Genomic DNA, 13,477 nt, shown 5'->3' with positions numbered 1-13,477 from the left:
TTCCGAAAAAACACATTGGAGTGGAAGATGAGTGATAAGATTTTGCAGCTAACTGATGACGGTTTTGAAGCCGACGTAATTAACGCTGCAGGCCCAGTTCTTGTTGATTTTTGGGCAGAATGGTGTGGTCCTTGTAAGATGATTGCGCCAATTTTGGACGAAATTGCAGACGAGTACGAAGGCAAACTCACTATCGGTAAATTAAATATCGACCAAAACGCAGGTACTCCACCTAAATTTGGTATCCGTGGTATTCCAACGTTGCTTCTATTTAAAGACGGTAACGTAGCAGCAACTAAAGTAGGTGCGCTGTCTAAAACTCAACTTAAAGAGTTCCTAGACGCTAACCTATAATAGTTAGATAAGACCGTGCTGTTTCTATAGCACGGTTTTGTTTTTTGAATACCAACAAAATCTAGACTAGGCTACTATTTAGTGCTAGTTTATCGCACGTTAAATAAACAAGTTTTCTCTTCTTGGTCGATCCTGTGACCAAATCCATCTTAACCAAAAAAACAGATCCTTATTTTGACTAAACAAGTATCCACCACTATGAATCTAACAGAACTGAAGAACAGACCTGTGTCTGATCTTGTCAAACTTGGCGAAAGCTTAGGCTTAGAAAACCTAGCACGTCTAAGAAAGCAAGACATTATCTTCTCCATCCTAAAAGCGCATGCGAAAAGTGGTGAAGATATTTTTGGCGACGGGGTTCTGGAAATACTTCAAGACGGCTTTGGTTTCCTACGTAGTGCGGACAGCTCATACCTTGCTGGCCCAGATGATATTTACGTTTCTCCAAGTCAGATTCGTCGCTTTAACCTACGTACAGGTGACTCAATTGCCGGTAAGATTCGTCCACCAAAAGATGGCGAACGATACTTTGCGCTTTTAAAAGTCAATACAGTTAATGATGACAAGCCAGACAACGCGCGTAACAAGATTCTATTTGAAAACTTGACGCCACTACACGCTAACGAGCGTATGGTGATGGAGCGTGGTAATGGTTCGACAGAAGATATTACTGCACGTGTTTTGGACCTTGCTTCACCGATTGGTAAAGGTCAGCGTGGTTTGATTGTTGCTCCGCCAAAAGCGGGTAAAACAATGTTGCTACAGAACATTGCTCAAAGCATCGCTTACAACCACCCAGAGTGTGAGCTAATGGTACTTCTTATCGACGAACGTCCTGAAGAAGTAACAGAGATGCAGCGTCTAGTTAAAGGTGAAGTTGTAGCATCTACGTTTGATGAGCCAGCATCTCGCCACGTGCAAGTAGCTGAAATGGTTATCGAGAAAGCGAAGCGTCTTGTAGAACACAAAAAAGATGTAGTTATCCTGCTTGACTCAATCACTCGTCTTGCTCGTGCATACAACACTGTTGTTCCTTCATCAGGTAAAGTTTTGACTGGTGGTGTGGATGCAAACGCACTTCACCGTCCTAAGCGTTTCTTTGGTGCAGCTCGTAACGTAGAAGAGGGTGGTAGCTTAACTATCCTTGCAACTGCTCTAGTTGATACTGGTTCTAAGATGGACGAAGTTATCTACGAAGAGTTTAAAGGTACAGGTAACATGGAAATTCACCTGAACCGTAAGATTGCAGAAAAACGCGTATTCCCAGCGATTGATTTCAACCGTAGTGGTACTCGTCGTGAAGAGCTTCTAACTAAGAATGAAGAGCTACAGAAAATGTGGATTCTGCGTAAGATTGTTCACCCAATGGGTGAGATCGACGCGATGGAATTCCTGATTGATAAGCTAGCAATGACGAAGACCAATGATGAGTTCTTCGATGCGATGCGCCGTCAGTAAATTCTGAAAAAATTCGTTTTATAGAATGCCACCGTTATCGGTGGCGTTTTTGTTTGCATTATCCCAGTAGAACGAGCACAATGGGGCAAATGTTACAAGGAGGTTAACATGCAACAAGGAATGTTGTCGTCGGTACTCCTATCAGCAACGCTACTCTTTGGTGTACCAGTCGCTACTGCAACGGAAATGCAGCCCCAGCAAGTTGAGCAATGGCTTCAAGAAACACAAGTTCACGACAAGGTCGCTGAGCTGCTTCAGTTTGTCGTGGAAGATGATATTGATGGACTCAATTTCGCCCTACAAAGACTCTCTTTACCTGTCCAAGAAGTCTCACGCTATCTATTACTAAAGAAAATTGAAGACCAGAACCTGATCTTAACTCCAAAGATGGCCCTGTTTGTTGAACAGCAGAAGTCTATGGTCCCTACTTATCAAGTATTGGAAAGAGGTGATGGTTATGAGTTTTCCGTTCCAGCCTTTAATTACCCAGCAATCGCTCATCGCTTACTGAAGCAATGGCACCAAGATCAGTCTACACTAGCGTTTGTGCTAGATGCTGAGCGTCAAGAGCTCATTCTTAAAGATTGGCTCAAGGGGACGGAATATCAGGTACAGGCTCGAGAAGCGTTATTGATTAGAGAACTAGACAGTCTGTCTCCAGAAGCTGTTAAAGGGTTAACTGATCAGTTGACTCAAGAGGCGGTGACCAGTTGGTTACCTTCATCGGAAGTCATGGTCAGACTGGCACAAGTGAGTGAAAGCGCTGAAGTATATAAACTGCTGTGGTTAATGAAAGCAGACTTTAACAGTGAACGTGAGTTGGTCCGTTTAGCGAGAGTGGGGAATGAGTTTTCACTTAACCAAGTCATGCAAGCTGCGAATAATCCAAGTCTTAAAGAGCGGGCAATTACTGAACTAACCAAAGTACGCCCAATGTCTCCAGATATTAAAGATTTCTTAGTTGCACGAATGGCAGCTTCTGATGATGCTAGGTTTATTGCTGGTGAGCTTGCACGCCAAGGCTACTCGTCTTGGCTAGAAGAACTAGCAAGCAGTAATCAACGAGTGAATAGCCGTGCTATTTTGAGCGTACTCAGTCAGTAATACTTGGCTATATCCATAATAAAAAGAGGGATCGGACGATTCCTCTTTTTTGTTATACTGCGTGTAGATTAACCAGCCCATGATTAGGTCTATGAGTTTTAAGGATTTACGCGATTTCATCGCACACCTAGAAAAAGAAGGGAAGCTCAAGCGCATCTCTTATCCTGTCGATCCTGATTACGAAATGACAGAAATTAGCGATCGCACACTTCGTGCAGGTGGCCCTGCATTGTTATTTGAAAATCCCATTGGCTACAACATGCCCGTTTTGACCAACTTGTTTGGAACGCCAGAGCGAGTAGCGATAGGTATGGGACGACAAGACGTTAAAGAGCTGCGTGAAGTAGGTAAATTACTCGCTTATTTAAAAGAGCCAGAGCCACCAAAAGGCTTCAAAGATGCTTTGGATAAATTGCCAGTGTTTAAGCAGGTATTAAATATGCCAGCTAAGCGACTGCGTAAAGCATCTTGCCAAGAGGTTGTTTGGCAAGGTGATGAGGTCGATCTTGATAAAGTCCCGGTAATGAGTTGTTGGTCTGGTGACGTTGCACCTCTGCTTACTTGGGGTTTAACTGTCACTAAAGGGCCAAACAAAAAACGCCAAAATCTCGGTATATACCGCCAACAGAAAATCGGTAAGAACAAAATCATTATGCGCTGGTTAGCTCACCGAGGTGGCGCATTAGATTTACGTGATTGGATGGAAACCAACCCTGGCAAACCATTTCCAGTGTCGGTGGCTTTTGGTGCTGACCCAGCGACTATTCTTGGTGCGGTAACACCGGTACCAGATACGCTTTCAGAATATGCCTTTGCAGGTTTACTGCGTGGGAGCAAAACAGAAGTAGTTAAATCTGTTAGCAATGATCTTGAAGTTCCAGCTAGTGCTGAAATTGTCATGGAAGGTTATATCGATCCGAATGAATTTGCGGATGAAGGACCTTATGGTGATCACACAGGTTATTACAATGAGAAAGAAAAGCACCATGTGTTTACTATTACTCATATCACCATGCGTAAAGACCCTATCTATCACAGTACCTACACTGGTCGTCCGCCAGATGAGCCAGCAGTGTTAGGCGTTGCACTCAATGAAGTGTTTGTGCCTATCCTGCAAAAGCAGTTTCCTGAGATAGAAGATTTTTATCTACCGCCTGAAGGATGTTCTTACCGAATGGCCGTAGTGACGATGAAGAAACAGTACCCTGGTCATGCTAAGCGTGTGATGATGGGTGTGTGGTCTTTCTTACGTCAGTTTATGTATACCAAGTTTGTTATTGTTTGTGATGAAAAGGTCGATGCCCGTAACTGGGATGATGTTGTCCAAGCTATGACAGACAATATGGAACCTGTGCGTGATACCTTATTTATCAACAACACACCAATTGATTCGCTCGACTTTGCTTCTCCTGTAGTAGGCTTAGGCTCAAAGATGGGGCTAGATGCCACGATAAAGTGGGAAGCCGAACTGGTTGGCTCTCAAGATTCAGCCAACTCTTCAGTTCAGATTGAAGATACTGAGCTGAAAGCCTTTATTGACCGAAATCCAGAAGTGAAAGATATCTATATTCCTTCTACAGCGAGCAACAACAGCTTTGCTATCGTTACGATGAATAAGGAACGAGCTGGCCAATCTCAGCAGCTAGCTGAAAAAGTCGAACAGTTCCTTTCTGAGCGTGGAGAACCTAAGTTTGTGGTGCTTTGCGATGGCGATGTCGATGCAAAAGATTGGAATGACATCATTTGGGCAATCACGACTCGAATGGATCCTGAGCGTGACACGAAACAAGTGAATGCTTTTGACGGGCAATCATCCCGATTGGTTCTCGATGCAACGAATAAAGTTGAAGGCGAGGAAGTCAGTCGTGAATGGGGTACCCCAATTGAGAAAGATCCGCAATTGGTAGCGAAAATCGATGCGTTCTGGGATAAGTTGGGTATCCTATGAGCAATACAGTCATCTTGCAGCCAGCAAATATAGAATTTGAGGTGCAAGAAGGACAAACGGTGTTGGAAGCTGCGCTCAACAATAATATTAGCTTTCCACACCGCTGCCAGGTTGGTGCATGTGCAGCCTGTTTATGTCGTAAACTAGAAGGGAAAGTTTCTTATCACCTTGAGCCAATGCTGACAGAAGAAGAGCAGCAACAAGGTTGGATATTTGCTTGCCAAGCCTTCGCAGAAAGTAAATTAGTGCTTACTTTGGAAGAGTAAGTAAGAGGAAATCATGACTATTCAATGTAAAGTAAAGTCCATTCAGCCGTTGGCTTGCAATACTTACCAAATTTTATTACACCCAGAAAGCCCAGTAGACTTTAAAGCCGGTCAGTACCTAATGGTCGTGATGGGTGAGAAAGACAAGCGTCCGTTCTCTATTGCTAGCAGCCCGTGCCGCCATGAAGGTGAGCTAGAACTACATATCGGTGCTGCTGAGCAAAATGCTTATGCCCTTGAGGTTGTCGAGGCAATGAAAGCAGCACTAGAACATGATGGCGAAGTTACGATTGATGCGCCACACGGTGATGCGTGGATAAAAGAAGAGAGTGAACGTCCTCTATTACTTATCGCTGGTGGTACTGGCTTTAGTTATGTACGTTCAATCTTGGATCATTGTGTTGCACAGAAACTAGAAAACGAAATTCACCTTTATTGGGGTGGTCGAGATGAGTGCCAACTATATGCAAAAGCAGAACTTGAAGAGATTGCTGCTAAATACAGTAATGTAAGCTTTGTTCCTGTAGTAGAAGAAGCGCCAGCTGATTGGACTGGTAAGGTTGGTAATGTGCTTCAGGCAATTGAGCAAGACTTTGACTCATTATCTGAATATGACATCTATATAGCAGGTCGCTTCGAAATGGCAGGTGCTGCAAGAGAACAATTCACCTTAAATAAACAAGCGCAAGCAGAAAGAATGTTTGCTGATGCTTACGCTTTTATTTAAAAGCGGCCGTATTTGGTGAAAAAGGGAGCGTTTAGCTCCCTTTTTGTTAGGTTTTGAATATAAATTCATCGAACGCTTATTTTTTTCAATTTTTTTTGAAAAAGGGCTTGCGCTTAAGTCTGAACTCCCTATAATGCGCTTCCACTGACACGGCAGACGCCACAAGGCTTCAGCGACGAGTCGGTAGGATGAATAAGACAATTTAGCTACTTAACTTCTTCTAAAAAGAAATTGAGAAAAACTTCAAAAAAGTGTTTGACACTGAAGTCTGAATCGCTAAAATGCACGTCCACTTTGAGAGAAAGCGCTAACGCTTAGCTCTTAAAGGAATGTTCTTTAACAATATAAACCTATCAATCTGTGTGGGCACTCGTTGATGATAATCCAATTAGAAGCTTCGGCTTCAAATTAGGTTTCAATGAAACGAAGTGACCAACGAGTCGAAAGACTCAGCACAGTCAATTCAAACATTACTTTATGTAGTGTTCAGTATTCATTGAGCCGACAAAATCTTAAATTGAAGAGTTTGATCATGGCTCAGATTGAACGCTGGCGGCAGGCCTAACACATGCAAGTCGAGCGGAAACGAGTTATTTGAACCTTCGGGGAACGATAACGGCGTCGAGCGGCGGACGGGTGAGTAATGCCTGGGAAATTGCCCTGATGTGGGGGATAACCATTGGAAACGATGGCTAATACCGCATAATAGCTTCGGCTCAAAGAGGGGGACCTTCGGGCCTCTCGCGTCAGGATATGCCCAGATGGGATTAGCTAGTTGGTGAGGTAAGGGCTCACCAAGGCGACGATCCCTAGCTGGTCTGAGAGGATGATCAGCCACACTGGAACTGAGACACGGTCCAGACTCCTACGGGAGGCAGCAGTGGGGAATATTGCACAATGGGCGCAAGCCTGATGCAGCCATGCCGCGTGTATGAAGAAGGCCTTCGGGTTGTAAAGTACTTTCAGCAGTGAGGAAGGCGGAGTCGTTAATAGCGGCCTCGTTTGACGTTAGCTGCAGAAGAAGCACCGGCTAACTCCGTGCCAGCAGCCGCGGTAATACGGAGGGTGCGAGCGTTAATCGGAATTACTGGGCGTAAAGCGCATGCAGGTGGTTTGTTAAGTCAGATGTGAAAGCCCGGGGCTCAACCTCGGAATTGCATTTGAAACTGGCAGACTAGAGTACTGTAGAGGGGGGTAGAATTTCAGGTGTAGCGGTGAAATGCGTAGAGATCTGAAGGAATACCGGTGGCGAAGGCGGCCCCCTGGACAGATACTGACACTCAGATGCGAAAGCGTGGGGAGCAAACAGGATTAGATACCCTGGTAGTCCACGCCGTAAACGATGTCTACTTGGAGGTTGTGGCCTTGAGCCGTGGCTTTCGGAGCTAACGCGTTAAGTAGACCGCCTGGGGAGTACGGTCGCAAGATTAAAACTCAAATGAATTGACGGGGGCCCGCACAAGCGGTGGAGCATGTGGTTTAATTCGATGCAACGCGAAGAACCTTACCTACTCTTGACATCCAGAGAATTTTCCAGAGATGGATTAGTGCCTTCGGGAACTCTGAGACAGGTGCTGCATGGCTGTCGTCAGCTCGTGTTGTGAAATGTTGGGTTAAGTCCCGCAACGAGCGCAACCCTTATCCTTGTTTGCCAGCGAGTAATGTCGGGAACTCCAGGGAGACTGCCGGTGATAAACCGGAGGAAGGTGGGGACGACGTCAAGTCATCATGGCCCTTACGAGTAGGGCTACACACGTGCTACAATGGCGCATACAGAGGGCAGCAAGCTAGCGATAGTGAGCGAATCCCAAAAAGTGCGTCGTAGTCCGGATTGGAGTCTGCAACTCGACTCCATGAAGTCGGAATCGCTAGTAATCGTGGATCAGAATGCCACGGTGAATACGTTCCCGGGCCTTGTACACACCGCCCGTCACACCATGGGAGTGGGCTGCAAAAGAAGTGGGTAGTTTAACCTTCGGGGGGACGCTCACCACTTTGTGGTTCATGACTGGGGTGAAGTCGTAACAAGGTAGCCCTAGGGGAACCTGGGGCTGGATCACCTCCTTATACGATGATTATTGCGATGAGTGTTCACACAGATTGATGGTTTATGTAGTTTAAGAGACGATACTGGGTCTGTAGCTCAGGTGGTTAGAGCGTTCGCCTGATAAGCGAGAGGTCGGTGGTTCAAGTCCACTCAGACCCACCAATTTCCTTTGGAGATTGGCACACAGTATCAACACCTGATGGGGCTATAGCTCAGCTGGGAGAGCGCCTGCCTTGCACGCAGGAGGTCTGCGGTTCGATCCCGCATAGCTCCACCATCTTTAAGTGTTCTTTCACAAGAATCTTTAAACATGGTTTTCATTAGAAAATCTGCTCTTTAACAATTTGGAAAGCTGACAAATCAACAATTTATTGTTGATTGTAAAGTTCTCAATGTTTGTCTTTATAGACAAACACCAATACAACACATTCAAGTGTTCTTGGAATTTGAGTCCGGCAAAATCGAGTCTGCATCATGTATAAAAATTGCAGACAACTTTGGTTGTTTAAACAACATCCTCAAGATTCGCTTCGCGAAACTCTTTGGGGTTGTATGGTTAAGTGACTAAGCGTACACGGTGGATGCCTTGGCAGTCAGAGGCGATGAAGGACGTATTAACTTGCGATAAGCCCAGATTAGGCAGTAAAAGCCACTTGAGTCTGGGATTTCCGAATGGGGAAACCCACGTGCATAAGCACGTATCATTAACTGAATACATAGGTTAATGAGGCGAACCGGGGGAACTGAAACATCTAAGTACCCCGAGGAAAAGAAATCAACCGAGATTCCGAAAGTAGCGGCGAGCGAAATTGGACTAGCCCTTAAGCTTTATATGCGTTAGACGAACGGTCTGGAAAGTCCGGCGATACAGGGTGATAGCCCCGTAGTCGACAACGCACATTCAGTGAAATCGAGTAGGGCGGGACACGTGATATCCTGTCTGAATATGGGGGGACCATCCTCCAAGGCTAAATACTACTGACTGACCGATAGTGAACCAGTACCGTGAGGGAAAGGCGAAAAGAACCCCTGTGAGGGGAGTGAAATAGAACCTGAAACCGTGTACGTACAAGCAGTAGGAGCACCTTCGTGGTGTGACTGCGTACCTTTTGTATAATGGGTCAGCGACTTATATTCAGTAGCAAGGTTAACCATCTAGGGGAGCCGTAGAGAAATCGAGTCTTAACTGGGCGTCGAGTTGCTGGATATAGACCCGAAACCAGGTGATCTAGCCATGGGCAGGTTGAAGGTTGAGTAACATCAACTGGAGGACCGAACCGACTAATGTTGAAAAATTAGCGGATGACTTGTGGCTAGGGGTGAAAGGCCAATCAAACCTGGAGATAGCTGGTTCTCCCCGAAATCTATTTAGGTAGAGCCTCGGACGAATACTACTGGGGGTAGAGCACTGTTAAGGCTAGGGGGTCATCCCGACTTACCAACCCTTTGCAAACTCCGAATACCAGTAAGTACTATCCGGGAGACACACGGCGGGTGCTAACGTCCGTCGTGGAGAGGGAAACAACCCAGACCGCCAGCTAAGGTCCCAAATTATAGCTAAGTGGGAAACGATGTGGGAAGGCTTAGACAGCTAGGATGTTGGCTTAGAAGCAGCCATCATTTAAAGAAAGCGTAATAGCTCACTAGTCGAGTCGGCCTGCGCGGAAGATGTAACGGGGCTAAGCTATAAACCGAAGCTGCGGCAATGACTTTTAGTCATTGGGTAGGGGAGCGTTCTGTAAGCCGTTGAAGGTGTGTTGTAAAGCATGCTGGAGGTATCAGAAGTGCGAATGCTGACATGAGTAACGATAAAGGGGGTGAAAAACCCCCTCGCCGGAAGACCAAGGGTTCCTGTCCAACGTTAATCGGGGCAGGGTAAGTCGACCCCTAAGGCGAGGCCGAAAGGCGTAGTCGATGGGAAACGGGTTAATATTCCCGTACTTCTTACAATTGCGATGGGGGGACGGAGAAGGCTAGGTGGGCCTGGCGACGGTTGTCCAGGTTCAAGTGCGTAGGCTTAAGAGTTAGGTAAATCCGGCTCTTTTTAAGGCTGAGACACGACGTCGAGCACCTACGGGTGTGAAGTCATTGATGCCATGCTTCCAGGAAAAGCCTCTAAGCTTCAGATTGTAAGGAATCGTACCCCAAACCGACACAGGTGGTCGGGTAGAGAATACCAAGGCGCTTGAGAGAACTCGGGTGAAGGAACTAGGCAAAATGGTACCGTAACTTCGGGAGAAGGTACGCTCTTGACGGTGAAGTCCCTTGCGGATGGAGCTATTGAGAGTCGCAGATACCAGGTGGCTGCAACTGTTTATTAAAAACACAGCACTGTGCAAAATCGTAAGATGACGTATACGGTGTGACGCCTGCCCGGTGCCGGAAGGTTAATTGATGGGGTTAGACTTCGGTCGAAGCTCTTGATCGAAGCCCCGGTAAACGGCGGCCGTAACTATAACGGTCCTAAGGTAGCGAAATTCCTTGTCGGGTAAGTTCCGACCTGCACGAATGGCGTAATGATGGCCACGCTGTCTCCACCCGAGACTCAGTGAAATTGAAATCGCTGTGAAGATGCAGTGTACCCGCGGCTAGACGGAAAGACCCCGTGAACCTTTACTACAGCTTGGCACTGAACATTGACCCTACATGTGTAGGATAGGTGGGAGGCTTTGAAGACGGTACGCCAGTATCGTTGGAGCCGTCCTTGAAATACCACCCTTGTAGTGTTGATGTTCTAACGTTGACCCCTGAATCGGGGTTGCGGACAGTGCCTGGTGGGTAGTTTGACTGGGGCGGTCTCCTCCCAAAGAGTAACGGAGGAGCACGAAGGTGGGCTAATCACGGTTGGACATCGTGAGGTTAGTGCAATGGCATAAGCCCGCTTGACTGCGAGAATGACAATTCGAGCAGGTGCGAAAGCAGGTCATAGTGATCCGGTGGTTCTGTATGGAAGGGCCATCGCTCAACGGATAAAAGGTACTCCGGGGATAACAGGCTGATACCGCCCAAGAGTTCATATCGACGGCGGTGTTTGGCACCTCGATGTCGGCTCATCACATCCTGGGGCTGAAGTCGGTCCCAAGGGTATGGCTGTTCGCCATTTAAAGTGGTACGCGAGCTGGGTTTAGAACGTCGTGAGACAGTTCGGTCCCTATCTGCCGTGGGCGTTGGAAGATTGAAGGGGGCTGCTCCTAGTACGAGAGGACCGGAGTGGACGAACCTCTGGTGTTCGGGTTGTGTCGCCAGACGCATTGCCCGGTAGCTAAGTTCGGAATCGATAACCGCTGAAAGCATCTAAGCGGGAAGCGAGCCCTGAGATGAGTCTTCCCTGACCCCTTGAGGGTCCTAAAGGGTTGTTCGAGACTAGAACGTTGATAGGCAGGGTGTGTAAGCGTTGTGAGGCGTTGAGCTAACCTGTACTAATTGCCCGTGAGGCTTAACCATACAACACCCAAAGGGTTTTGATGGACTCAAATAAGAACATTGAATGTGTAAGAACTTCAGCTTTTCAAATTAAAGAATTTGCTTGGCGACCATAGCGATTTGGACCCACCTGATTCCATGCCGAACTCAGAAGTGAAACGAATTAGCGCCGATGGTAGTGTGGGGCTTCCCCATGTGAGAGTAGGACATCGCCAGGCTTTAACTCTGCACTTGCTTAAGATTTAAGCAAGTCACCATAAAGTTTTAAATTATTTTAGAATTTTATGTTGACTTATAGAGTCAGTAGCGTATTATACGCATCCGCTTCGGTGCTAAAGCATTGAAAGCAAAGCTCTTTAACAATATAAACCTATCAATCTGTGTGGGCACTCGTTGATGATAATCCAATTAGATACTTCGGTATCAAATTAGGTTTCAATGAAACGAAGTGACCAACGAGTCGAAAGACTCAGCACAGTCAATTCAAACATTACTTATGTAATGTTCAGTATTCATTGAGCCGACAAAATCTTAAATTGAAGAGTTTGATCATGGCTCAGATTGAACGCTGGCGGCAGGCCTAACACATGCAAGTCGAGCGGAAACGAGTTATCTGAACCTTCGGGGAACGATAACGGCGTCGAGCGGCGGACGGGTGAGTAATGCCTGGGAAATTGCCCTGATGTGGGGGATAACCATTGGAAACGATGGCTAATACCGCATAATAGCTTCGGCTCAAAGAGGGGGACCTTCGGGCCTCTCGCGTCAGGATATGCCCAGGTGGGATTAGCTAGTTGGTGAGGTAAGGGCTCACCAAGGCGACGATCCCTAGCTGGTCTGAGAGGATGATCAGCCACACTGGAACTGAGACACGGTCCAGACTCCTACGGGAGGCAGCAGTGGGGAATATTGCACAATGGGCGCAAGCCTGATGCAGCCATGCCGCGTGTATGAAGAAGGCCTTCGGGTTGTAAAGTACTTTCAGCAGTGAGGAAGGTGGTGTAGTTAATAGCTACATCATTTGACGTTAGCTGCAGAAGAAGCACCGGCTAACTCCGTGCCAGCAGCCGCGGTAATACGGAGGGTGCGAGCGTTAATCGGAATTACTGGGCGTAAAGCGCATGCAGGTGGTTTGTTAAGTCAGATGTGAAAGCCCGGGGCTCAACCTCGGAATTGCATTTGAAACTGGCAGACTAGAGTACTGTAGAGGGGGGTAGAATTTCAGGTGTAGCGGTGAAATGCGTAGAGATCTGAAGGAATACCGGTGGCGAAGGCGGCCCCCTGGACAGATACTGACACTCAGATGCGAAAGCGTGGGGAGCAAACAGGATTAGATACCCTGGTAGTCCACGCCGTAAACGATGTCTACTTGGAGGTTGTGGCCTTGAGCCGTGGCTTTCGGAGCTAACGCGTTAAGTAGACCGCCTGGGGAGTACGGTCGCAAGATTAAAACTCAAATGAATTGACGGGGGCCCGCACAAGCGGTGGAGCATGTGGTTTAATTCGATGCAACGCGAAGAACCTTACCTACTCTTGACATCCAGAGAACTTTCCAGAGATGGATTGGTGCCTTCGGGAACTCTGAGACAGGTGCTGCATGGCTGTCGTCAGCTCGTGTTGTGAAATGTTGGGTTAAGTCCCGCAACGAGCGCAACCCTTATCCTTGTTTGCCAGCGAGTAATGTCGGGAACTCCAGGGAGACTGCCGGTGATAAACCGGAGGAAGGTGGGGACGACGTCAAGTCATCATGGCCCTTACGAGTAGGGCTACACACGTGCTACAATGGCGCATACAGAGGGCAGCAAGCTAGCGATAGTGAGCGAATCCCAAAAAGTGCGTCGTAGTCCGGATTGGAGTCTGCAACTCGACTCCATGAAGTCGGAATCGCTAGTAATCGTGGATCAGAATGCCACGGTGAATACGTTCCCGGGCCTTGTACACACCGCCCGTCACACCATGGGAGTGGGCTGCAAAAGAAGTGGGTAGTTTAACCTTCGGGGGGACGCTCACCACTTTGTGGTTCATGACTGGGGTGAAGTCGTAACAAGGTAGCCCTAGGGGAACCTGGGGCTGGATCACCTCCTTATACGATGATTATTGCGATGAGTGTTCACACAGATTGATGGTTTATGTAGTTTAAGAGATGGAAC

At 47.2% G+C, this 13,477-nt stretch carries 6 protein-coding genes, 2 tRNA genes and 4 rRNA genes; all 12 read left to right on the top strand.

Annotated features, from left to right (window positions below):
* The first annotated feature begins 27 nt into the window (after positions 1-27).
* The 12 genes from trxA (at position 28) to AAFX28_RS08165 (ending at position 13,413) form a co-directional block, all read left to right on the top strand.
* Positions 28-354, top strand: coding sequence for a thioredoxin TrxA (trxA, locus tag AAFX28_RS08220; RefSeq protein WP_138971474.1), 327 nt, complete (start codon positions 28-30; stop codon positions 352-354).
* A gap of 198 nt (positions 355-552) precedes the next feature.
* Complete coding sequence (gene rho / locus AAFX28_RS08215; protein WP_038209963.1) at positions 553-1,812, top strand: transcription termination factor Rho; 1,260 nt, start codon at positions 553-555, stop codon at positions 1,810-1,812.
* A gap of 108 nt (positions 1,813-1,920) precedes the next feature.
* A complete protein-coding gene (locus tag AAFX28_RS08210) occupies positions 1,921-2,916 on the top strand; it encodes a hypothetical protein (RefSeq protein ID WP_408687019.1) in 996 nt (331 codons plus the stop codon).
* A gap of 91 nt (positions 2,917-3,007) precedes the next feature.
* Entirely contained in the window at positions 3,008-4,864 is a 1,857-nt protein-coding gene (ubiD, locus tag AAFX28_RS08205; RefSeq protein WP_408687018.1) for a 4-hydroxy-3-polyprenylbenzoate decarboxylase, read from the top strand.
* Positions 4,861-5,130, top strand: a complete 270-nt coding sequence (locus tag AAFX28_RS08200; protein WP_408687017.1) for a 2Fe-2S iron-sulfur cluster-binding protein — start codon at positions 4,861-4,863, stop codon at positions 5,128-5,130. The genes ubiD and AAFX28_RS08200 overlap by 4 nt, the downstream gene beginning before the upstream one ends.
* 13 nt (positions 5,131-5,143) lie before the next feature.
* The gene (gene fre, locus AAFX28_RS08195; RefSeq protein ID WP_408687016.1) at positions 5,144-5,857 is read left to right on the top strand and encodes an NAD(P)H-flavin reductase; all 714 of its coding nucleotides are present in this window, start codon (positions 5,144-5,146) and stop codon (positions 5,855-5,857) included.
* Positions 5,858-6,371: 514 nt separating this feature from the next.
* Positions 6,372-7,924: ribosomal RNA gene (locus AAFX28_RS08190) — 16S ribosomal RNA — on the top strand.
* Positions 7,925-7,989: 65 nt separating this feature from the next.
* Positions 7,990-8,066 (top strand) — tRNA-Ile (locus AAFX28_RS08185).
* A 39-nt stretch (positions 8,067-8,105) separates the two neighbouring features.
* A tRNA-Ala gene (locus tag AAFX28_RS08180) sits at positions 8,106-8,181 on the top strand.
* 277 nt (positions 8,182-8,458) lie between these two features.
* Positions 8,459-11,348 (top strand): 23S ribosomal RNA (locus tag AAFX28_RS08175).
* A gap of 81 nt (positions 11,349-11,429) precedes the next feature.
* A 5S ribosomal RNA gene (gene rrf / locus AAFX28_RS08170) occupies positions 11,430-11,545 on the top strand.
* Positions 11,546-11,860: 315 nt separating this feature from the next.
* Positions 11,861-13,413 (top strand): 16S ribosomal RNA (locus tag AAFX28_RS08165).
* Together the 16S, 23S and 5S rRNA genes with 2 tRNA genes alongside form the textbook arrangement of a ribosomal RNA operon.
* Positions 13,414-13,477: the final 64 nt, after the last annotated feature.

It is taken from the genome of Vibrio sp. TBV020 (assembly GCF_046056895.1).
Taxonomy (GTDB): domain Bacteria; phylum Pseudomonadota; class Gammaproteobacteria; order Enterobacterales; family Vibrionaceae; genus Vibrio.
The sequence above is the reverse complement of the archived record's forward strand: the minus strand, read 5'-3'. Positions and strand labels throughout refer to the sequence as shown.

Bases quoted from the DNA above. Each gene is read 5' to 3' on its own strand.
- trxA (WP_138971474.1), top strand. From the start codon at position 28: ATGAGTGATAAGATTTTGCAGCTAACTGATGACGGTTTTGAAGCCGAC.
- rho (WP_038209963.1), top strand. From the start codon at position 553: ATGAATCTAACAGAACTGAAGAACAGACCTGTGTCTGATCTTGTCAAA.
- AAFX28_RS08200 (WP_408687017.1), top strand. From the start codon at position 4,861: ATGAGCAATACAGTCATCTTGCAGCCAGCAAATATAGAATTTGAGGTG.
- ubiD (WP_408687018.1), top strand. From the start codon at position 3,008: ATGAGTTTTAAGGATTTACGCGATTTCATCGCACACCTAGAAAAAGAA.
- fre (WP_408687016.1), top strand. From the start codon at position 5,144: ATGACTATTCAATGTAAAGTAAAGTCCATTCAGCCGTTGGCTTGCAAT.
- AAFX28_RS08210 (WP_408687019.1), top strand. From the start codon at position 1,921: ATGCAACAAGGAATGTTGTCGTCGGTACTCCTATCAGCAACGCTACTC.